The sequence below is a fragment of the Streptomyces pristinaespiralis genome (assembly GCF_001278075.1).
Taxonomy (GTDB): Bacteria; Actinomycetota; Actinomycetes; order Streptomycetales; family Streptomycetaceae; genus Streptomyces; species Streptomyces pristinaespiralis.
In genome coordinates, this window is sequence record NZ_CP011340.1 from 7,623,343 (window position 1) to 7,644,890 (window position 21,548).

Here is a 21,548-nt window from a genome sequence, read left to right on the forward strand (position 1 = left end):
GGCGCTCCATGGGTGGGGCAGGCTGAGCAGCCCCGGGTGCGGGTCGTGCCCGGCGGTGACCCATAGTGGATGGCAAACCGCGAAGACTGTGGAGGTCCGGTACGCCGTGTCACTGTTCTGGCGGATTTTCGCCCTCAACGCGCTGGTCCTCGGTCTGGCGACGGCGCTGCTGCTGTGGGCGCCGGTGACCGTCTCTGTGCCGGTACTGCTCACCGAGGCCGTCATCCTGGTGGGCGGCCTGGGTGTGATGCTCGTCGCCAACGCGGCCCTGCTGCGCATCGGACTGGCGCCGCTGGAGCGGCTCACCCGGCTCATGACCACCGTCGACCTGCTCCGGCCGGGGCAGCGGCTGCCGGGACCGCCCGGACAGGGCGGCGTCGCCGAACTGATCAGCACCTTCAACGACATGCTGGAGCGGCTGGAGACCGAGCGCGCCACCAGCAGTGCCCGCGCGCTGTCGGCGCAGGAGGCCGAGCGCCGCCGTATCGCGCAGGAACTCCACGACGAGGTGGGCCAGAGCATGACCGCCGTGCTGCTCACGCTGAAACGTCTCGCCGACCAGTCCCCCGAGCCCTTGCGGGCCGAGGTGCGCCAGGCGCAGGAGACCACGCGCGAAAGCCTCGACGAGGTGCGCAGGCTCGCCCGCCGGCTGCGGCCCGGTGTGCTGGAGGACCTCGGCCTGGTCAGCGCGCTCACCGCGCTCAGCTCCGACTTCGCCACCCACACCGGGCTGCGCATCGAGCGCGACTTCGACGCCGCGCTCCCGGCGCTCGCGCGGGAGACCGAGCTGGTGCTGTACCGCGTCGCCCAGGAGGGCCTGACCAACATCGCGCGGCACGCGGAGGCGGAGAACGTCCGGCTCGCCGTGCGCCGTGCGCCCGGCGCCGTCGTGCTGAGCATCGCCGACGACGGCCGCGGCACCGGTCTCGCCCGCGAGGGCGCGGGGATCCGCGGCATGCGGGAAAGGGCCCTGCTGATCGGCGCAACCCTCGACATCGCGCCGGACGGCGCGGGGGGCACCCGGGTGTCCCTCTCCGTGCCCGACGGCTCCGCCCCCGTCCCGGCGGTGTCGGCCGGGACGGCACGCGCCGGGAAGGAGGTGGCGTAGCCGTGCCCGAGCCGGACGAGATCCGCATCCTGCTCGCCGACGACCACGCGCTGGTGCGGCGCGGCGTGCGGCTGATCCTCGACGGTGAGCCCGGTCTCCGGGTCGTCGCGGAGGCCGGCGACGGCGCGGAGGCGATCGCCATGGCCCGCAGCCACACCGTCGACCTGGCCGTCCTCGACATCGCCATGCCCCGGATGACCGGCCTCCAGGCGGCCCGTGAACTCGCGGCGCTCCAGCCCGGACTGCGCATCCTCATGCTGACGATGTACGACAACGAGCAGTACTTCTTCCAGGCGCTCAAGGCCGGGGCCTGCGGATACGTCCTCAAATCGGTGGCGGACAGGGACCTGTTGGCGGCGTGCAGGGCCGCGATGCGCGGGGAGCCGTTCCTGTACCCGGGCGCGGTCACGGCGCTGATCCGCAACTACCTCGACCGGGCCAGGCAGGGCCACGAGACGCCCGACCAGATCCTCACCGCGCGTGAGGAGGAGGTCCTCAAACTCGTCGCTGAGGGCCGGTCCTCCAAGGACATCGCGGAGATTCTGTTCATCAGCGTCAAGACCGTCCAGCGTCATCGCGCGAACCTGCTGCGCAAGCTCGGTCTGCGGGACCGCCTCGACCTGACCCGCTACGCGATCAGGGCCGGCCTCATCGAACCCTGACACCGGCTCGAGCACAGGTGGGCTCCGGGTCCGGACGCGCTCGAGCGCAGGTGGGCTCCGGGTCCGGACGCGCTCGAGCGCAGGTGGGCTCCGGGTCCGGACGCGCTCGAACCCCGACGCCGCTCGAACCCTTGCCCGGCACGGGAGCCCGGTGCGGCGCCGACGGGGAGGAAGGGCCGCCGACAGGGTCGCCGACACCACCTCCTACACTCGGTCACTGCTCTCGGCCGCGGTCGGCGCGGCGACGAGGCGACCCCCTGTGAAAGGACCCTGTTCGAGATGAGTTCCGCAGACCGTTCCGAGGCACCGATCTACGCGGACCTGGTGGAGGAGCGCGGCGACGTTCCCGCCGACGCCCGGCGGACCGCCGAGGAGACCCTGCGGGAGATGGGCCGGGTCATGGACTTCAGCGACGTGCTGGCGGGCCGCTAGCCCGCGCGGTGCGGGCGCCCCGGCGGGCCGGAAGCTCTCAGGCCCGCCGGTGACGTGCGCCCGGACCCCGACGCCCGCACCGGAGGCGGCGCGGCCCGCGGGCAGGGCCCTGTCGAGTGGCGGGCGATCACGGGATATCTTGATGTCGAGCAATGTTGCAGACGTGGAGAGCGGAGCACCCGGTGACTGACTCGACCATCATTTATACGCACACTGACGAGGCGCCCGCCCTGGCGACGTACTCGTTCCTGCCTGTGATCCAGGCGTACGCCTCGACGGCCGGTGTCACCGTGGAGACCCGTGACATCTCGCTCTCGGGACGGATCATCTCGCAGTTCCCCGAGTACCTCGCGGAGGGACAGCGCATCGACGACGCCCTCGCCGAGCTCGGGGCCCTCGCCAAGACGCCCGAGGCGAACATCATCAAGCTGCCCAACATCTCGGCCTCGATCCCGCAGCTGAAGGCTGCCGTCGCCGAGCTGCAGGAGCAGGGCTACGCGCTGCCGGACTACCCGGACGACCCTAAGACCGACGAGGAGCGCGACATCCGCGCCCGTTACGACAAGGTCAAGGGCAGCGCCGTCAACCCGGTCCTGCGTGAGGGCAACTCCGACCGCCGCGCCCCGGCGTCGGTGAAGAACTACGCCAAGGCGCACCCGCACCGCATGGGCGCGTGGACCCCCGAGTCGAAGACGAACGTCGCCACGATGTCCGCCGACGACTTCCGCTCCACCGAGAAGTCCGCGGTGATCGGCGACGCCGGTTCGCTGCGCATCGAGCTCAAGGGCGACGACGGCTCCACCACCGTGCTGCGCGAGTCGGTGCCCGTCCTCCCCGGCGAGGTCGTCGACGCCTCCGTGATGCGCGTCGCCGCCCTGCGCGAGTTCCTCACCGAGCAGGTCGCCCGCGCCAAGGCGGAGGGTGTGCTGTTCTCCGTGCACCTGAAGGCCACGATGATGAAGGTCTCCGACCCGATCATCTTCGGCCACGTGGTGCGCGCCTTCTTCCCGAAGACCTTCGCGCAGTACGGCGAGTCCCTCGCCAAGGCCGGCCTCACCCCGAACGACGGCCTCGGCGGCATCTACAAGGGCCTCGAGTCGCTCGCCGACGGCGCCGAGATCAAGGCGTCCTTCGACGCCGAGCTGAACGAGGGCCCGGCCCTCGCCATGGTCGACTCCGACCGCGGCATCACCAACCTGCACGTACCGAGCGACGTCATCGTCGACGCCTCCATGCCGGCGATGATCCGCACCTCCGGACACATGTGGGGCCCGGACGGCCAGGAGGCGGACACCGTCGCCGTCCTGCCGGACAGCAGCTACGCGGGTGTCTACCAGGTCGTCATCGACGACTGCCGTGCCAACGGCGCGTTCGACCCGTCCACCATGGGCTCGGTCCCGAACGTCGGCCTGATGGCGCAGAAGGCCGAGGAGTACGGCAGCCACGACAAGACGTTCGAGATCCCGGTCACCGGCACCGTGCGGGTCGTCGACGCCGCGGGCAACGCCGTGCTGGAGCAGGCCGTCAGCGCCGGCGACATCTTCCGCATGTGCCAGACCAAGGACGCGCCCATCAAGGACTGGGTGAAGCTCGCCGTCACCCGCGCCCGCGCGACCGGCGTCCCGGCCGTGTTCTGGCTCGACGAGAACCGCGCGCACGACGCCCGGCTGATCGAGAAGGTCCGGACGTACCTGGCCGAGCACGACACCGAGGGCCTCCAGATCGAGATCATGTCGCCGGTGAAGGCGACCGCCTTCTCCCTGGAGCGCATCCGCCGCGGCGAGGACACCATCTCCGTCACCGGCAACGTGCTGCGCGACTACCTGACCGACCTGTTCCCGATCCTGGAGCTCGGCACCAGCGCCAAGATGCTCTCGGTCGTCCCGCTGATGAACGGCGGCGGACTGTTCGAGACGGGCGCCGGCGGCTCCGCCCCGAAGCACGTCCAGCAGCTCGTCAAGGAGAACTACCTGCGCTGGGACAGCCTCGGCGAGTTCCTCGCGCTGGCCGTCAGCTTCGAGCACCTCGCGACGACCACGGGCAACGCCCGTGCCAAGGTCCTCGCCGACACGCTCGACCGCGCCACCGGCACGTTCCTCAACGAGGACAAGTCGCCGAGCCGCAAGCTCGGTGGCATCGACAACCGCGGCAGCCACTTCTACCTGGCCCTCTACTGGGCCCAGGAGCTGGCCCGGCAGACCGAGGACACGCAGCTCGCGGAGGCTTTCGCGGGTCTGGCCAAGACGCTCGGCGAGCAGGAGCGGACCATCGTCGACGAGCTGATCGCTGTGCAGGGCTCGCCGGCCGACATCGGCGGTTACTACCGTCCCGACGAGGAGAAGGCCGCGGCCGTCATGCGTCCGTCGAAGACCTTCAACCAGGCTCTGGCCATCCTGGGCTGACACGGCGGCGGACCACCGTCCGCGCCGCACGCGCATCCGCCCCGGCCGGCACTCGTGCCCGGCCGGGGCGGCCTGCGTCCGCACGGGAACACGGCGAAAGGGGCGGCACGGGGATGCGCGAACACGGGAACACGGCAGCCCCGCACGGCGGTTGACGTGAGGGACATGCCGGCCGGGCACGGCCCGGACGGCGGCCGACCGTGGACGCAAAGGGAGTCACCCGTGGCACTCAGCCGTGAGGACCGAGAGAAGTTCCTGGCAGAGCCGCTCGTCGCCGCGCTGGCGGTCGACGCGGGGGAGGACGGCAGGGCGCCCCTGACGGTGCCGATCTGGTACCAGTACGAACCGGGCGGTGACATCTGGGTCATGACCGCCCGGGACTCCCGCAAGGCGAAGGCGATCGAGGCCGCCGGCCGCTTCACCCTCATGGTCGACCGCATCGAGCCGACGGTCCGCTACGTCTCCGTCGAGGGTCCGGTCGTCGAGAGCGTCCCGGCCACCAGGGAGCAGCTGGTGGAGATCTCCGCCCGCTATCTCGACCCCGCGAAGGTCGACGCCTATGTGGACTTCGCCTGGAAGGAGCACGGCGAGCAGATGGTCATCCGGATGCGCCCGCAGCGCTGGATCAGCTCGGACCTCGGCGAGGCGTGACGCTCCCGGCGCGGCCCGTGAGGTGAACGGCCGTGGCGTGAGGTGAACGCCGCGGCGTGACGTGTACGGCCGTGGCGGACGGCGCCTTTCGGCACCGTCCGCCACGGCCGTACACGGTGTGCGGTCAGTCGCGCTGGACCATCGGCGGCCCCACGTAGTGGGAGCCGGACAGACCGAGTGTCGCGTCGTACGCCAGCTTGTAGTCGCCGTTCTCGTCGTGCGCCTGGAGCGCGTCGGAGACGGCGTCGCGCAGGGCCTCGTCGTCCTTGGCCATACCGATGCCGTACGGCTCCTCCGTGAACGGCTGGCCGACGACCTTCAACTTGCCCGCGTGCTGGGCGGCGTAGCCCTTGAGGATCGCGTCGTCCGTGGTGACGGCGTCGACCTTGCCCTCGAGCAACTGCTGGACGCACTCGGTGTACTTGGCCGTCTCGACCGTCCGGGTGTTGTACTCCGGCTTCTTGATCTCGCGGAGCGCGGTCGAGCCCTTGGCCGAGCAGACCGTCTTGCCCTCCAGCGAGAACGGCCCCGCGATCGTCCGGTCGTCCTCGCGGATCAGGAGGTCGGCGCCCGCCATGTAGTAAGGGCCGGCGAATGCGACCTTCTTCTTCCGCTCCTCGTTGATCGTGTACGTCCCGACGTACAGATCGACCTCGCCGTTCGAGATCGCCGCCTCGCGGACGCCGGTGTCCACCGTCTTGAACTCGATCTTGTCGGCGGAGAAGCCGAGGTCCGCGGCGATCATCTTGGCGATCTCGATGTCGAAGCCGGACCGGTTGCCCTTCTCGTCCTCGAAGCCGAGGAAGGGCTGGTCGTTCTTGGCGCCGATGACGAGCTTTCCGGCCTTCTGCGCCTTCTCCAGCGTCGGTGAGTCGATGTCGACGTCCGTGGCGACCTTGTAGGTGGGCAGCTTCGGCAGGTCCTCGGCCTTCGCCTGCCGGGTGGGGCCGTCACCGGCGCTCTCGGAGTCGCCGCCGCACGCGGTTGCGGTGAGTGCGACCGCGAGCACGGTGATCGCCGCGGCGGCGGACTTGTAGGCCTTCATGGTGCGACATCCTTCACTCGATTTTGCGAGGAGAGTAAGGAGTCGATGGTTCGAGTGTCATTACATCTGAGCGGAACTTGAGCATCACATTCCGGATACGACGGGGCGTACGTGGTCGGGCGCCCCGCGGGCGCGCCCCGGCGGACGTGCCGCGGGGCGCACCCCGGGGCGCGGCTCAGCCGACCGTGAAGGGCCGCGTGGCGCCGCTGAACCCGGTGATCTTGCCGAACAGGCTCTTGGAGTCGCCGAAGTGCACGATCCGGTACGTCCCCTTCGGCGTCCCCGGGGCCACCTTCCAGGTGACGACCGCCTTGGACGTTCCGCTCACGCCGTTCAGCCGCACCCAGCGGTACGTGGTGTCCCAGTCGCCGTCGTCCAGCCGGCGGACCCACCGGCCGTCCACCAGTTGCTGCACCTCCAGGAACGTGCCGCCCCGGCGCAGGTTGTTCTTCGGATGACCGGTCACGAACTCGGCGGTGACGGTGGCTCCTTGCCCGTACGACTCGGCGGGCTCGGTCAGTACGTCGCCGAACTTCCTTCCCGACGGCGGGTTGTCCATCACCACGCCGGTCTGCAACGACGTCTGACGGCCCGACTGGTCGGCCGGCGAGGGGCCGCGGCCGATGGTGGTGCCGTCCCGCAACGAGGCCGCGAGCGAGGCGAACTCCTGCTGGTAGGCGGGCAGGGTGTACCTGCCGTAGAGCGTCGAGCCGCCCTCGTACTGCTGGAGGTCGTACTCCTCCGGCGTGGTCACGTACTGGCTGTAGGCGTTCGCGTAGCCCTGCATGAGCACGTTCTCCAGCGGTACCCCGAGTTCCTGGGCGACCGTACGGCGGATGCGCAGACCGGAGACGATCGTGTACTCGGCCGGGCCGGCCACCAGGTAGAACTGGCCGATCTTGACGATCTGCACGGGAAGGACCGTGGGCGTCGTCGGCGTCACCGCGTTCACCAGGCCGGTGGGCACCAGGTTCGCCTTCGGGTACTGGCAGCTCACCAGCCACTCGGGCGGGTCGATGTCGAAGGGCTCCAGCAGCTTCGCCACCGGGCTGTTCATGCCCTCCGTGAAGCCGGGGATCGCGGGACCGTCCTCCACGCTGCCCGCGAGCGTCGAGGCGCCCACCATGGCCGGACAGGTGCGGTGCTCCTTGCCGTCGGGGGTGTACTTCCCGCCGACGGTCACCTCTTCCATGTTCACGAACCGCATCCGGGAGTCGACACCGCCGCTGAGCGGGACGGCGGCGCCGTCGTAGATCTCCTGCGCCTTGCGGAACTGCCGGTCACCGATGATCCGGGTGTTCTCGAACTCGTCCTCGGTCGGGCCCGAGCCCGGCTTCAGATTCAGATTGGGCGACATGTCACCGGCGTTGGTGTTGGGGAACGCCGCGACGAAGCCCTCCTGGTTCTCCAGGTAGCGCACGCCCTGGTCGTCGTGCTCCCATTCGTACGCCGCGTAGCCCTTGTTGTCCGGGCTGAGCAGCGTGTTCTTGTTGGTGAGCGACGTGTTGTGGGTGGCGAACCAGCTGATGGCGCCGATGTCGCGGTCGCCCTGCCGGAACCGCAGCACGGTCATCGCCGGGTCGATCGCGCCCGGGAAGGCCGCCTTGTCGCCGGCCGGGTTCTTCTCGAAGGCGGTCCTCGACCGGTTGACGCTCGCGTCGGTCAACTCGCCCCTGCCGAGCCTGATGGTGCCCGGCGCGAGGTCCTCATGGGCCTCGGCAACCGACTCGACGATCCCGTCGACGATCGCCCGGTAGGTGTCCTTCTGGAAGCCGAGCGAGGCCAGGTTGTACGCGAGGTGGTGGGAGTGGCCGCCCGATCCCGCGTGCGTGTGGGTTGCGGACAGCAGCACGTTCTCCTCGCTGTAGAGCGAGCCGTAGCGCGCCTTGAGGCCGGCGATGACACCCTGCTGCACGGACTGGAAGATCATGGCCAGGTCGGCGTTGACGTAGACGACCCGCTTCCCGGTGGTCCGGTCGGCCACGACGAACGCCCGTGAGCGCTGCCGCTGATGGATGCCCGACGCCTTCTGTTCGAAGCTCGAGTAGCCCATCATGCCCACCTCCGCGGCCTCTCCCGTGACATCGGAGATGCCCCGGCCGACGAGGTACGTCGTGGGCTGTGACGCCGCCGTGCCGGAGGCCGCGGCCGCGTCGGCCGGTGCCGCTCCCGGCACGGCCGCCAGGGTGAGGGCGCCGAGCGACCCCGCGAGCAGCAGGGAGAGCGCCTTAGGGCTGGTTGTGGGGAACCGCATGCCTTCTCCCTCGTGCCGGCTACCGGAACCGGCGCCGTCGGTGACAGGTGTGACCGACGGTAAGGGCGGTGGGTGGCCGGGGGAGAGGACCCAACCGGCCAGTAACGGGACTTCAGCGGCCACCGGGCCTGTCCTCCCGCGGCCGGAATCCCTACAGTGGCCGCCCGGAGGTGAGCCGATGCCGTCGCACGAACCGGTACCCGCCGGACGCAGCCGCCGGCCGGCCGGCGCTCCGCTCACGGCGCGACTGGCCGACCCGCGCTACGGGTCCGCCACCATCACGCCCCACCTCCTGCGCTACCTCACCCTCGTGGCGGCGGAACGAGGACACGACCTCGGCCCTTCCCTGCGCCGTGCCGGTCTCAGCGAGGCCGCCCTCAGCGCGGTCGGCCAGCGGGTGTCCTACCGCCAGGGCAGCTCCGTGATCAGGGAGGCGATGCGGGACCTCGGCGACCCCGCGCTCGGCCTCGCCGTCGGCCGCCGCCAACGGGTCACCGCGTGGGGACTGGTCGGCCTCGGCCTCCAGTCGAGCGAGACCCTCCAGGACGCCCTCCGGCTCGGCGTCCGCCACCACGGCGTCACCGGTTCCATGCTCGACTACCGCATCGAGCCGGTGCCCGAGGGCGCCGCCATCCTCGCGACCGCCAGGTACACGGACTCGGGCCTGCGGGCCTTTCTCCTCGAAGAGGCGTTCGGCAGCATCGTTGCCCTCATCAGGGACGCCTGGCACGAGGGGTTCGCACCGCACTCCCTGGCCGTGCGGCACGCCCGCCCGCCGTACGGCGACGAGTACGAGCGGTACTTCCGCTGTCCCGTCACCTTCGGCGCACCCGACGACCGCATCGTCTTCGGGCAGACGTGCCTGGACAGTCCGCTGCCCGGCGCCGACGCGTACACCCTCGCCCAGGTGGTCGAGCTCCTCGACGCGGCCCGCAGCCGCAGACGGGAGCGGCAGGACCTGGTGCAGGGACTGGAGGTGTCCGTGGCCCGCGGCCTGCCGCACGTCCCCTCCCTCGGGCAGCAGGCCCTCGCGCGCGGCATGAGCGAGCGCACACTGCGCAGAAGACTGGCGGAGGACGGCACCAGCTACGAGGCGCTCGTCGACTCCGTCCGGCTCGTACGGGCGGAGGAGCTGATGACGACCAGCGACCTCCCGCTGCACAGGATCGCGGCCATGCTCGGCTTCAGCGACGCCCGCACCCTGCGCCGCGCGGTCGCCCGCTGGTTCGGCACCAGCCCGTCCGCGATGCGGGGATCGGCCGCCCGCGGGCAGTGAGCCCGCCCGTTTGCGCCCCCTGTGCCCGGTCCGTCCCGCCACCCGTGGCCGCTTCCGTCGCCGGATCCGGATCGGGCTCGGCAGTCCGGGAGCGCACGGGCCCCACCCGCCCCATACTTGATCCAGTGACGGCAGGGAAGGCGGTGCGGTGAGACATCCGGGATGGGGGCGGCGGACCGGAGGACCGGCGCTGCGCCGCCGGGCGGCCGGTCTGGCCGAACGGCTCACCCTGCACAACCGCCTCGAATGGCTCAGCCACGCCAGCACCGAGATCGGCACCACGCTCGACCTGGAACGCACGGCGCAGGAGCTCGCCGACTTCGTCGTGCCCCGGCTCGCCGACGGTGCGGCCATCGACCTGCTGGAGTCCGCCCTGCGCGGCGAGCACGTCCAGGCCGGCCGGGCCGGGGAGCGGCCCGTCATGCGGGCCATCGCCGTCTCCGCCGTCCCCCGGCTCGTGGAGCTCGAGCCCGACCCCGTGGGCGAGCTGACCTCTGTCAACAAGGACACGATCGCGGTACACGCCCTGATGACCCGGCAGCCGGTGCTGATGAGCCGGCTCACCCGGGACGACTTCGCCCGGGTGGCGCCCACCGCGCGGGCCGCGGAGAAGATGCGCGCGGCCGGTGTGCACAGCTACATGGTGGTCCCGCTGATCGCCCGCGGCGTGCTGCTCGGCGTAGCCGACTTCGTACGGGCGGGCCGCAGACCCCCCTTCTCCCGCACGGATCTCACGCTCGCCCTGCAACTCGCCTCCAGGGCAGCGGTCTTCGTCGACAACGCGCGCCTGTACAAGCGGGAGCGGGAACACGTCGTCAGCCTCCAGCGCAACTTCCTCCCGCGCACCACCCCGCAGACACCCGGGCTCGACGTGTGCGCCGACTACGCCCCGACCGCCGACGCCAGCGGCGTCGGCGGCGACTGGTACGACGTGATGGCGCTGCCGGGCGGGCGGACCGCCCTCGTCGTCGGCGACGTCATGGGACACGGGCTCACCGCCGTGGCCACCATGGGGCGGCTGCGCGCCATCGCCAGAACGCTCCTCGCCCTGGACATGGTCCCGGAACGGGTCCTCGCCCGGATGGACCTCGCGGCCCGCGACCTCGAGGACGACCAGGTCGCCACCTGCCTGTGCGCGGTGTACGACCCCGCGACCGCCGAGTGCACCATCGCCACGGCCGGCCACCCGCCGCCCCTGCTGGTCGACGCTGCGGGCGACGCCGAATACCTCGACGTACCGGTGGGAGCCCCGCTGGGCGCCGGCGTCATCCCCTACGACCCGGCGAAGGTGACCCTGCCGCCCGCGAGCCGGCTGCTGCTGTACACCGACGGCCTGATCAAGAGCCGCGCGGACGACATCGACGTGCAGCTGGCACGGCTGCGCAAGGCAGTGTCGGGCGCCGCGCCCGCCGTGCTCGAGTCCTGCGGGCTGCTCACCGGTGACTGGGGAAAGGACCACCGCTTCGACGAAGCGGTCATGCTCGTCGCGACCGCGCACGACGCCCGCGCCGGCGAGAACGTGGCGGTCTGGCCGCTGCCCGCCGACGCCCGCGCCGCCTCCGCGGCCCGACGGCTCGTGGTGGAGCAACTGGCCGGATGGGACCTCGAAGGCCTCGCCGACACCACCGAACTGGTGGTCAGCGAACTGGTCGGCAACGCCCTGCGCTACGGCGGCGGACCCGGACAACTGCGCCTGATGCGCCACGAAAGGCTCGTCGTCGAGGTGTCCGACACCGGCCCCGACCTGCCGCTCATCCAGCACGCGACGCTCAACGACGAAGGCGGCCGCGGGCTCCAGCTCATCAACATGCTGTGCCGGCGCTGGGGCTCCTGCCGGACCTCCGAGGGCAAGGTCGTCTGGGCGGAACAGGACATCGCGCCGCCGGTCTGACCGGTTCCCGAAGGTGCCGGAACCGGCCCGGGGGAACTGCGGGCGACCGTGGGGAACCGCGAGGGGCCGCGGCTCGTGTTACCGGCAGAGCACACGCCGGGAAGAGGGGAGTTCGCCGTGGCCGCGAGCGCCGTACGCGTCGACGGAAACAGTCTGCTGCTGGGCGGGGGAGTACGGGTCCGGTTCATCAGGACACTCCGCCTGCCCGAATCGGGGACGCATCAACTGCCGCCGGGACTGGGCGAGTTCCCCGTACGACGGGTCGAGGACCACCTCGGCACCGTGCCGCGGCAGATGCGCGAGCGTGGTGGCGTGATGCTGCCGGTGTACCTCCGCGAGGCGATGTGGCTCAGCTTCGCGGGCAGCAGTGAACCGGCGGCGCTCCAGGTGGGCGTGGGCAAGGTGTGCGCCGTCTCCGGCAAGAAGTGGCGCGGCACCCTGACACGGAAGCCGCAGAACTATGTCGTGCTGCCCCGCCAGCCGTGGCTGGACGGAATCAACTCGGGCAAGGGCACGGTGCGTCAGTTCGTGGCCGTCCCGCTCGGTCTGGGCGCCACGGTGGAGGGGCAGGTCACCGGCGAGGAGACCTGGGGCGGTGTGCAGCTCCAGGCGTTCGGGCTGTCCGGCGCGGCACTGGCCGCCTGGCGCGAGGAGGAGCGGGCCCGCGCGGAGCGAGCCGCACGCGCCCCCGCGCCCGCCCAGCCGCTCGCCTACGGAGCCCCGATGCCCCCGCCCCCCGCCCCGGCCTACGGAGCCCCCGCCGCGCCCGCCGCTCCCGGCGGTCCGCCCCGGGCGCGGTCCGCCGCTATGGGCCTCGGCGTGGGCGGCTCCATGCGGCAGGAGGTCTACCGCGACGAGCGGCGTCTCTCCGACTGGGCGGACGAGCCGTCGGGCCGGGTGTTCGTGCATCTGGTGACCCCGCCGGAGTGGCGCCGCATCACGGGCGAGGAGCCGCCGCCGTCCCCCGTCGACCGCGCGGCCTACACGCGCGCGGGACTGCCCTGGTACGAGTACTACGACGAGGGCGCCGCCGACCTCGCGCCGGCGGACACCCTGAGCGGTGTGCAGCCGGTCGGCGACTGGCTCGGCGACGACCACGACCCCTGGCAGCCGCCGGCACCCGGCCAGGTCGTCCCCCTGGGGGACGCCCCGGCGCCGGGAAAGCCGGTCGCGGACGGCGACTGGTGACCGCCGTCCGCGACTTCACCTCAGGGTGCGTCAGGGCAGCTTGGTGAACGGTGAGAGGAACGCCCGGGCGCCGGGGGCGTCCAGACGGTACGTCACATTGGTGGCGTAGCAGGGGGAGTCGCCCGTGATGGTGGTGGACACGAGGGTCCGCTTGCCCTTCAGCGTGGCGAAGTTCGGGCCGCCGGAGTCGCCGTAGCACGCCCCGCCGTTGCCCTGGGGCGCGGTCATGGCCAGGCGCACCCACGACTTGTTGAGCGCGTCGAAGGTGACGGGAGCCTTCATCCGGACGCCGCCGCCCGGGTGCGTGTGGCCGCCCGGGCCGCGGTCGGCCTCCTGCGTGCCGTAACCGGCGACGACGAACGGCGTGGCGTCCAACCCCTGTGCGCCCAGCGCGTCGAGGGCGCCCGCCTCCGGAAGGGTCGCCGGCGTGAAGGACCAGCGGGCCCGCATCTTCGCGGCAGGCACCTCGACGACCGAGATGTCGTGGGTGTCCGCCGCCGGGCCCGGGTAGCCGGGGTGGCTGTGGGCGGTGCCCTGGACGGCCACGGCGTCCGCCACGGCGGCCGGGTCACCGGGGTGCTGCGCGGCGGCCCGGTCGAGACCGGCCTGCACGTCCTGGTCGAGGGAGACGTAGAACCGCACGTTCTCCGGCCAGTCGGTGGTGCAGTGCGCGGCGGTGAGGAAGGTGTCCGCGTCGATCATCGTGCCGGAGCACACCCAGTCGACCCGGTCCGGCGTCGACGGGTCGTTGTCGGCGTCCCAGGTCGCGACGAGAGCGCCGACCTCGGTGCGCTCGGGAGCGGGTGTCGCGTTGTACGAGTTGATCGCGGAGGACGGCAGGGCGACGCCGAGGACTATGGCGCAGGCGGCGGCGCTGACGCCGGTCAGGCGTACGGGCAGGGCAGTCAAGGGAAACCCTTCGGGTCAAGGGACGGTTGCTCTCCTGTGGGGTGATCGACAGTGAAGCGTGCCGGGCACGGCACGGCAAGAGTCCCGGGCATCCGTAAAAACGGCGAAGCGCGTGCCGTGGCCCCGCAGCCACGGCACGCGCTTCCTCGGGAGGACGGTGGGTCAGCCGGTCACAGGCGCTGCCAGAGCGCCGGGACGTTCGGGGGTTCCCAGCCGGCCTGGGCCTGGTGACCCTGGAGGCAGCGGTAGGTCACGCCGCCGTAGGTGACCTGCGCGCCGGCCTGGTAGACGGTGCCCGCCGCCCAGGTCCCGCCCGGCTCGCCCGGCTCACCCGGTTCACCCGGGTCCGTCGTGGTCTTCAGCGTCAGCCCGTATCCCTGCAGCAGCGGGTTGATCGGCTGGTGGAACGTGGTGCCTCCGCTGCGGCAGTCACCGGAGCCGCCCGAGGTGACGCCCTGCGCCTGACTCCCGGAGATGTACGAGCCCCCGGAGTCGCCGGGCTCGGCGCACACCGTCGTCCGCGTGACGCCCGTGATGGTGCCCTCCGGATACGTGACGCTGGTGTTGTGCTGCGAGATCGTGCCGCAGTGCCAGCCCGTGGTGGAGCCGGAGCGGCAGATCGACGCGCCGACCGGCTGCTGCACCGAGCCGGTCACCTGGATGTTCTGCCCGCTCTGGCCCTTGACGTACGGCGTCGAGGTCCAGTTGCTGTTCGCCGCCACCCAGGCCGTGTCCCGGCCGGGGAACGTCGAGGCCTGGAAGGTCCCTTGGGCCACCTGGTTGTAGCCGCTGGTGCTGGTGCCGGCCCGGCCGCAGTGGCCCGCCGTGGCGAAGCCCTGTGTGGTGCCCCTGGTGACCGCGAAGCCGACCGAGCAACGGCCGCCGCCGCCCATGTAGTACGCGTCGCCGCCGCGGATGTCGTACAGCGGGCGCGGCTGCTCCTCGGTCGGGACGACCCGTATCAGGTCCCGCTCCGCGCCGCTCGCCCCGATCAGGGTCTGAGCGGCGGACCTCTCCACGGCCCGGACCACGACGGCGTTGGCCCGGACGTCGACGTACCAGACGGGCACGTCCGTCGAGGAGTCGCGCGCCGCGGCCCGGTCCAACGCCGCCTTCGCACGGTCGAGTTCGGCCAGGGTGTGGGTCACGGTCCGGGCCTCGGCGCCACCGGCCCTGATGGCGGCCGCGTCGGCGGCCCGGGTGGTGGCCACGGTCAGGGTGCCGGAGTCGGCCCCCTCGACCCAGGCGCCGGCGAACGAGTCGCCCAGCCGCTGCCGGAGCACGGCGGCGGTGGCGCCCGCCTCGGCCTCGTTCACCAGTCGCCGCTCGGCCTCGGCACGGGTGAGCCCGAGGTCACGCTGCATGGCACGGAGCAGTTCCGGCTGCGCGGCGGACACCGCGAGCGTGTTGGCCGCGGAGGGTGCGGCGCCGCCGGCCGGCTGCGCGGACGCGGCGCCCTGCAGGGAGGTCAGGACGAGCGCGGCCGCGGCGGCGGCACCGACACACGCGGCCTTGGCGTGTCTGTGGAGCATGGGGGTCCCCTCGGTCTCGTTGGAGGTGTGCCGAAACCGTAGGGAACGAGAACCTCCGCGCGGCAGCTACCGGTCGGCCCCCTCCACGGCGTTATGGAGGACCGCGGCCCGGGCCGTCAGCCACCGTGAGTAGCTGGCACTGCGGCCCACCGCGTCGTTGTGCGCGGCCCGCACATGGCCGACGACGTCGGGCGCCCGCGTCGCCGCCGGCGCCTCGGGGTGCCAGCCGAGGAGGTGGCGCCACACGAGGGGCGTGCCGACGAGCGGACGCGTCACCATGCCGGGGGTGTCGGGGAAGGTGGCCCGGCACAGGCCCACGGCCCGCCCCACCTGGACCAGATGGACACAGGAGGCGATGTCCGTCTCGTAGACGCACGCCGGTGTGAAACCGGCCCGGACGCAGGCGGCGGCGAAACAGTCCGCGAAACAGCCGTCGCCCGGCACGTCCGTCCATGCCTCCGCGGCCAGTTCCGCCAGCTCGATCCCGGACCGGGCCGCCAGCGGATGGTCCGTGGAGAGCATCACGAACACCGGGTCCCTGGCCACTTCGGTCCAGGCGAGGGTCCCCGAACCGGGCGGTGCGCTCTCCCCGCACGCGCCGATGAGCGCGTAGTCCAGCCGCCCCTCGGCGGCCGACGCGGCGATCTCCCGCTCCGACCACGAGGTGTGGGTGACCACCGCGACGCCCGGGTCCGCCGCGGCGAGCCGGTCGACGAGCCCTCCCAGCAGCGGCCCGTGCGTGCCGCCGAGCCGCAGCGGGGTCCGTGGCCCGTGCGGCGCTCCCGTCCGCGCGAACCGTACGGCCTCCTGCTGGAGTTCGTGCACGGCGGGCAGCACGACCCGGGCGCGGTCCAGGACCAGTTCACCGAGGGCCGTGGTGCGCACACCGGTCCGGCCGCGCTCGAACAGGGTCCCCCCGAGCGAGCGCTCGATCCTCCTCAACTGGGCGCTGAGCGCGGGCTGTGCGAGGCCGAGGGCGGTGGCCGCCTTGGTGAGACTGCCGGCGTCGGCGATGGCCCGGATCGTCCTGAGGTGCCGCAACTCCAGTTCCATGCCAGCAGCTTGGCGCGGGGCCATCGCCGCGGCAATAAGCTGGTCCGGACCAATGCGGCGGACACGTCCCGCACCTACGGGTCGCTACACGGCCGCGTCGTCGCCCGCTCCGCCGGGCAGCGGCGGGAAGGTCTGCTCCGTCCAGACCGTCTTGCCTTCCCGTGAGTGCCGGGTGCCCCAGCGCGCCGTGAGCTGCGCGACGAGGAGCAGCCCCCGGCCGCCCTCGTCGGTGCTCCGGGCCCTGCGCAGATGCGGGGAGGTGCTGCTCGTGTCGGAGACCTCGCAGATCAGCCGCTGGTGGTGGATGAGCCGCAGGGTCAGCGGCCCGCCGCCCGCGTAGCGGTAGGCGTTGGTGACCAGCTCGCTGACGATCAGCTCGGTGGAGAAGGCCATGGCCTCGAGTCCCCACGCCGCCAGCTGGTCCGCGGTGAGCCGGCGGGCCCGGGCCGGCGCCGTCGGCTCCGCCGGCAGCTCCCAGGTGGCCACCGACTCCGGTGCCAGGGTGAGCGTACGGGCCAGCAGCAGCGCGACATCGTCGTTGGGCCGGGCGGGCAGCATCCGCTCCACCACCGCCTGCGCCATCTCCTCCACGGGCCGGCGCTCACCGGCCATGACCGCGCACAACTCGGTCAGCCCGGCCTCCATGTCCGGATAGGCGCCCTCCACGAGCCCGTTGGTGTAAAGGGCGAGCACGCTGTCCTCCGGCAGCTCCAGCTCGGCCGACTCGAACGGGAGCCCGCCCAGCCCGAGCGGGGGACCGGCCGGCAGATCGGCGACGGCGGCCTCCCCCTCCGGTGTCACCACCACCGGCGGCGGATGGCCCGCACGGGCGATGGTGCAGCGCCGGCTCACCGGGTCGTAGACCGCGTACAGGCAGGTCGCGCCGACCACCTGCTCACCCGGCGCGCCCTCGATGTCCTGCTCCTGCTCCCCGGCCAGTCTGTTCACCAGATCGTCGAGGTGGGAGAGCACCTCGTCGGGGTCGAGATCGAGGTCGGCCAGGGTGTGCACGGCCGTGCGCAGACGGCCCATGGTGGCCGCGGCGTTGATGCCGTGCCCGACGACGTCGCCGACCACGAGGGCGACCCGGGCGCCGGACAGCGGGATGACGTCGAACCAGTCCCCGCCGACGCCGGTCGCGCCTCCCGCCGGCATGTAGCGGTGGGCGACGACGACCGCCGGGTGGACGGGCAGCTCACGTGGCAGCAGACGGCGCTGCAGCGCCAGCGCGGCACGGTGCTGCTGGGTGAAACGACGGGCGTTGTCGAGGGAGATCGCGGCCCGGGCCGCCAGCTCGTTCGCCAGGGTGAGGTCGTCCTCCTCGAACGGCTCCGGCAGCTGGGACCGCCACAGGCAGACGAAACCGAGGACGAGACCGCGTGCCTTCAGCGGCACCACCATCAACGAGTGCACGCCGTAGCCCGCCGGCGGCTCGCCCAGGCCCAGGGCCTTGACCGTTTCCGACACGTCGATGAACGGCTCCAGCACGGGCAGCCCGGTGGCCAGGCACCTGGCCTGCGGCGTGTCCTCGGGGAAGGAGTTGACCGAGCCCACGGGGAGCAGCAGATGCTCCGTCTCCGCGGTGACGGTCCGGTACGCGGTCCTGAGCACCGGACCGGCGCCGCCGTCCGGGACGGGTTCCTCACCGCGGCTGACCGACTCGAGGAGGTCGACCGACACGCAGTCGGCCAGGTCCGGAACCGCGGCCCGGACCAGCTCCCGCGCGGTCGTCTCCACGTCCAGGGTGGTGCCGACGCTGGCCCCGGCCTCGGTGAGCAGGGCGAGCCTGCGCCGCGCCCGGTGGCGGTCGGTGACGTCCTCGACCAGGTTGGTCACGCCGAGCACCCTGCCGGCCGAGTCCTCCATACGGAACGCGGACACCGAGACGTACCGCTCCTTGCCGGGCATCCCGGCCAAGCGGCACGGCTGCTCGGTGAAGATCATCGGACTGCCGGTCTCCAGCACCTTCCGCAGGCCCGCGTCCACGATCCGGGCGTCCGCCTCGACGAGGAAGTCACCGATCCGGTGGCCACGCGCGTCCTCGGGGGTGATGCCGCCGATGCGTGCGATGGCGCGGTTGATCCGCAGAATGTTCAGACCGGTGTCGTGCACCGACAGACCGATCGGCGACCTGCTGAACAGCCCGTCCATGACGGACCGGTCGATCTCCCACTGCACCACCTCCTCCGCCGGCGCGGCCACCAGATACCACTCCCGGTGGCCCTCCGTCCGGAGCACCCGGCGTGCCCGGATCCCGAACCCGAGCCTGCGGCCGTCGCGGGTCCGGACGGGCACGGTCCCGAACCAGCCGCGCTGCCGGACGCAGGCAGCCGTGGCCTCGAGGACCTCCTCATGGTCCTCGGGGCGGACCAGAACCTCCACCGCCGGACGGCCGAGCACCTCCTCGGCCGACCAGCCCACCAGGGTGCGGGCGCGATCGCTCCAGCCGATCACCAGGCCGTGCCGGTCCAGCACCACGGAGGCGGCTCGACCGTGCGAGTACGGGTCCTCCGGGCTCTCACTGATCAGGGTCACTGGTCCTGTCATCGCCTCTATCCTCCGCCCGGTCCTGCGGGGACGCGAGCGATGAATTCCGGGCGGCGCGGCGGTCGGTAAAGAGAGCAGCACGCAAGGCACAGTGCGAACGACAGTGCGGAACACCCGCCACGGACCATCTCAGGAGCACCCCATGCCGCGCATCACCCCGAATCTCTGGTTCGACACCCAGGGCGAGGAAGCAGCCGAGTTCTACGTCTCCGTCTTCCCGAATTCGGAGATCAAGCACATCTTGTACTACGGCGAGGCCGGCCCGGGGCCCGCCGGCAGCGTCCTGACCGTCGACTTCACCCTCGACGGCCAGGCGTACACCGCGATCAACGGCGGCCCCGAGTTCACGTTCAACGAGGCGGTCTCCCTGCTGATCAACTGCGCGGACCAGGAGGAGGTCGACCACTACTGGCAGAAGCTCGGTGAGGGCGGCCAGGAGGGCCCCTGCGGCTGGCTGAAGGACAGGTACGGCCTGTCCTGGCAGGTCGTCCCCGCCGCTCTGGACGAGCTGATCAACGACGAGGACCAGGCGCGGGCGCAGCGGGCGATGAAGGCCATGCTCGGTATGAAGAAGATCGACGTCGCCGCGCTGTACGCGGCCGCCGACCCCGCGTGACCCAGGGCGTGACCGTCCGCCGGGACCCGTACGCTACGGGCCGGTGGCCCCGTGCCCGTCGGCCGCTGCGGCCGCCGGCCGAGTGACGGCGGGTCCCGCCGGGCACGCCGGCGGCGACGGGAACGCGTACAGCACCTGCGCCTCGTCCCACTCGACGAAACGGTCCACCAGTGCGGCCCCCAGCGCCTCCAGCAGCCGCCGCGAACGGCGGTTGGCCTCCTGGGTCAGTGCGACCACCCCGGGTGACCTCGATGGGACGCCGTCCTGGGCCCAGGAGACGGCGGCGGCGACGGCCTCACGGGCGTAACCGCGGCCCCAGTGCTCGGTGAGCAACTGGTACGACACCTCGGTCCTGTCGTCCCTGGCCCCTGCGGTCAGGGAGACGAGACCGACGACCGCCTCGTCCGACCGCCGCGCCACCGCGAAGACACCCGGGGCGCCGACACATCTGCGCTCGCGGATGCGTACGACGTTGCTGTCCACCGGCCCGCCGAGGTGCCGGCGGACCTCGGGGTCCGTCCACAGACGGCTGATCACCGGCACGTCCGACCGCTCGACCGGACGCAGGGCGAGTCGTGGGGTGGCGAGCGCGGCGGGCCAGGCGGCCGGGGCGGATACGGAAGGCATGAAGCCGATCATGGCATGTGCGCGGTACGCCGGTACCGGCCGCAGAAAACGCGGCGGGCGGCGGGGCCGCCGGGGTGCCCCACCGGGTCAAGGCTTGAACGCGGAGCACCAATCGCAACGGCGTGTCTTGTCAGGACTTCGAAACACTCCTACAGTCCAGCAGCGATGGGAGCGCTCCCACGGCCTGCCCGCACCTGCTGAAGGGTCACCATGCGACACCGTTTACGCGCCTTCGCCACCGCACTCGTGCTCACGCTCGGAGCCCCGGCCACGCTGCTGTCGGCGGCACCCGCCGCACAGGCCGACGTCCGGACCGCCGCCCAGGCCGACGTCGAGATCTGCGAGCAGTACGGCAGCACCACCGTCCAGGACCGTTACGTCGTCCAGAACAACCGCTGGGGAACCAGCGCCACCCAGTGCGTCGGCGTCACCGGCACCGGCTTCACCCTCACCCGCGCCGACGGCTCCGTGCCCACCAACGGGGCGCCGAAGTCCTATCCGTCGATCTTCAACGGCTGCCACTACACCAACTGCTCGCCCGGCACCCGGCTGCCCAAGCAGATCTCGACCATCGGGTCGGCGCCCACCAGCATTTCCTACGGCTACGTCGACAACGCGGTCTACAACGCCTCGTTCGACATCTGGCTCGACCCGCAGCCCAGGACCGACGGTGTCAACCGCACCGAGATCATGATCTGGTTCAACCGCGTCGGTCCGATCCAGCCCATCGGCTCGCGGAACGGTTCAGCGACCGTCGGCGGCCGTACCTGGGAGGTGTGGACCGGCAACAACGGCGGCAACGACGTCATCTCCTTCGTCGCCCCCACCGCGATCCCCAGCTGGTCCTTCGACGTCATGGACTTCGTCGACCAGACCGTCAGCCGCGGCATGGCCGCCCCGAACTGGTACATGACGAGCATCCAGGCCGGCTTCGAGCCCTGGCAGGGCGGCGCGGGCCTGTCGGTGAACTCCTTCTCCTCCACGATCAGCGACGACGGCGGCAGCGGCGAGGAGCCTCCCGGCGAGCCGGCCGGCAGCTGCCAGGTCGGCTACACCGCCAACGTGTGGCAGGGCGGATTCACCACGGAGGTGACCGTCAAGAACTCCGGCACCACTCCCGTCGACGGCTGGAACCTGGGCTTCACCCTCCCCGCCGGACAGGCCGTCACCAGCGCCTGGAACACCACGCTGACCTCGTCCGGCGGCGCGGTGACCGCGCGTGACGTCGGCTTCAACAGCCGTATCCAGGCGGGCGGCACCCAGTCGTTCGGCTTCCAGGGGACGTACACCGGCACCTTCGCGGAACCGGACCGGTTCACGCTCAACGGGGTCGCCTGCACCGTCACCCCGTGACG

At 71.9% G+C, this 21,548-nt stretch carries 17 protein-coding genes; 10 read left to right on the forward strand and 7 right to left on the reverse strand.

Features of this window, described 5'->3' with window-relative positions; genetic code table 11:
- Positions 1 to 106: 106 nt before the first annotated feature.
- The 5 genes from SPRI_RS32825 (at position 107) to SPRI_RS32840 (ending at position 5,255) form a co-directional block, all read left to right on the forward strand.
- Positions 107 to 1,108: a HAMP domain-containing sensor histidine kinase gene (locus tag SPRI_RS32825; RefSeq protein WP_005320858.1), complete on the forward strand. Its 1,002-nt coding sequence runs from the start codon at positions 107 to 109 to the stop codon at positions 1,106 to 1,108.
- A gap of 2 nt (positions 1,109 to 1,110) precedes the next feature.
- A complete protein-coding gene (locus tag SPRI_RS32830) occupies positions 1,111 to 1,770 on the forward strand; it encodes a response regulator (protein WP_005320859.1) in 660 nt (219 codons plus the stop codon).
- A gap of 279 nt (positions 1,771 to 2,049) precedes the next feature.
- Positions 2,050 to 2,202 carry a hypothetical protein gene (locus SPRI_RS38970; protein WP_005320860.1) on the forward strand — a complete coding sequence of 51 codons (153 nt, stop codon included), beginning with the start codon at positions 2,050 to 2,052 and terminating at the stop codon, positions 2,200 to 2,202.
- 182 nt (positions 2,203 to 2,384) lie between these two features.
- Positions 2,385 to 4,604, forward strand: coding sequence for an NADP-dependent isocitrate dehydrogenase (locus SPRI_RS32835; RefSeq protein ID WP_005320861.1), 2,220 nt, complete (start codon positions 2,385 to 2,387; stop codon positions 4,602 to 4,604).
- A 222-nt stretch (positions 4,605 to 4,826) separates the two neighbouring features.
- Complete coding sequence (locus tag SPRI_RS32840; protein ID WP_005320862.1) at positions 4,827 to 5,255, forward strand: pyridoxamine 5'-phosphate oxidase family protein; 429 nt, start codon at positions 4,827 to 4,829, stop codon at positions 5,253 to 5,255.
- 124 nt (positions 5,256 to 5,379) lie between these two features.
- Here SPRI_RS32840 and SPRI_RS32845 read toward each other — a convergent pair whose 3' ends face one another.
- Both SPRI_RS32845 and SPRI_RS32850 read right to left on the reverse strand, forming a co-directional pair.
- Positions 5,380 to 6,300, reverse strand: coding sequence for a glutamate ABC transporter substrate-binding protein (locus tag SPRI_RS32845; RefSeq protein WP_053557596.1), 921 nt, complete (start codon positions 6,298 to 6,300; stop codon positions 5,380 to 5,382).
- 175 nt (positions 6,301 to 6,475) lie between these two features.
- The gene (locus SPRI_RS32850) at positions 6,476 to 8,554 is read right to left on the reverse strand and encodes a neutral/alkaline ceramidase (RefSeq protein WP_037775410.1); all 2,079 of its coding nucleotides are present in this window, start codon (positions 8,552 to 8,554) and stop codon (positions 6,476 to 6,478) included.
- Between the two features lie 178 nt (positions 8,555 to 8,732).
- Here SPRI_RS32850 and SPRI_RS32855 point away from each other — a divergent pair, with 178 nt between their 5' ends.
- From SPRI_RS32855 to SPRI_RS32865, 3 genes are all read left to right on the forward strand, one after another.
- Complete coding sequence (locus tag SPRI_RS32855) at positions 8,733 to 9,830, forward strand: AraC family transcriptional regulator (RefSeq protein ID WP_005320867.1); 1,098 nt, start codon at positions 8,733 to 8,735, stop codon at positions 9,828 to 9,830.
- Between the two features lie 190 nt (positions 9,831 to 10,020).
- Positions 10,021 to 11,721 (forward strand): SpoIIE family protein phosphatase, encoded by a 1,701-nt coding sequence (locus SPRI_RS32860; RefSeq protein ID WP_234020564.1) that lies wholly within the window; start codon positions 10,021 to 10,023, stop codon positions 11,719 to 11,721.
- A gap of 117 nt (positions 11,722 to 11,838) precedes the next feature.
- Positions 11,839 to 12,909, forward strand: coding sequence for a hypothetical protein (locus SPRI_RS32865; RefSeq protein WP_053557597.1), 1,071 nt, complete (start codon positions 11,839 to 11,841; stop codon positions 12,907 to 12,909).
- 30 nt (positions 12,910 to 12,939) lie between these two features.
- Here SPRI_RS32865 and SPRI_RS32870 read toward each other — a convergent pair whose 3' ends face one another.
- The 4 genes from SPRI_RS32870 to SPRI_RS32885 form a co-directional block, all read right to left on the reverse strand.
- Entirely contained in the window at positions 12,940 to 13,818 is an 879-nt protein-coding gene (locus SPRI_RS32870) for a trypsin-like serine protease (protein WP_078951325.1), read from the reverse strand.
- A 170-nt stretch (positions 13,819 to 13,988) separates the two neighbouring features.
- The gene (locus SPRI_RS32875; protein ID WP_005320871.1) at positions 13,989 to 15,350 is read right to left on the reverse strand and encodes a carbohydrate-binding protein; all 1,362 of its coding nucleotides are present in this window, start codon (positions 15,348 to 15,350) and stop codon (positions 13,989 to 13,991) included.
- A gap of 66 nt (positions 15,351 to 15,416) precedes the next feature.
- Complete coding sequence (locus SPRI_RS32880) at positions 15,417 to 16,403, reverse strand: LysR family transcriptional regulator (protein ID WP_005320872.1); 987 nt, start codon at positions 16,401 to 16,403, stop codon at positions 15,417 to 15,419.
- An 84-nt stretch (positions 16,404 to 16,487) separates the two neighbouring features.
- Positions 16,488 to 18,950 carry a SpoIIE family protein phosphatase gene (locus SPRI_RS32885; RefSeq protein WP_053557598.1) on the reverse strand — a complete coding sequence of 821 codons (2,463 nt, stop codon included), beginning with the start codon at positions 18,948 to 18,950 and terminating at the stop codon, positions 16,488 to 16,490.
- A gap of 142 nt (positions 18,951 to 19,092) precedes the next feature.
- Between SPRI_RS32885 and SPRI_RS32890 the strand changes: the two genes are divergently transcribed.
- Positions 19,093 to 19,566, forward strand: a complete 474-nt coding sequence (locus tag SPRI_RS32890) for a VOC family protein (RefSeq protein WP_005320874.1) — start codon at positions 19,093 to 19,095, stop codon at positions 19,564 to 19,566.
- Between the two features lie 33 nt (positions 19,567 to 19,599).
- On the opposite strand, the gene SPRI_RS32895 is transcribed toward SPRI_RS32890, so the two are convergent.
- Positions 19,600 to 20,193: a GNAT family N-acetyltransferase gene (locus tag SPRI_RS32895; protein ID WP_234020454.1), complete on the reverse strand. Its 594-nt coding sequence runs from the start codon at positions 20,191 to 20,193 to the stop codon at positions 19,600 to 19,602.
- 210 nt (positions 20,194 to 20,403) lie between these two features.
- Between SPRI_RS32895 and SPRI_RS32900 the strand changes: the two genes are divergently transcribed.
- A complete protein-coding gene (locus SPRI_RS32900; protein ID WP_005320876.1) occupies positions 20,404 to 21,546 on the forward strand; it encodes a GH12 family glycosyl hydrolase domain-containing protein in 1,143 nt (380 codons plus the stop codon).
- Positions 21,547 to 21,548 lie beyond the last annotated feature (2 nt).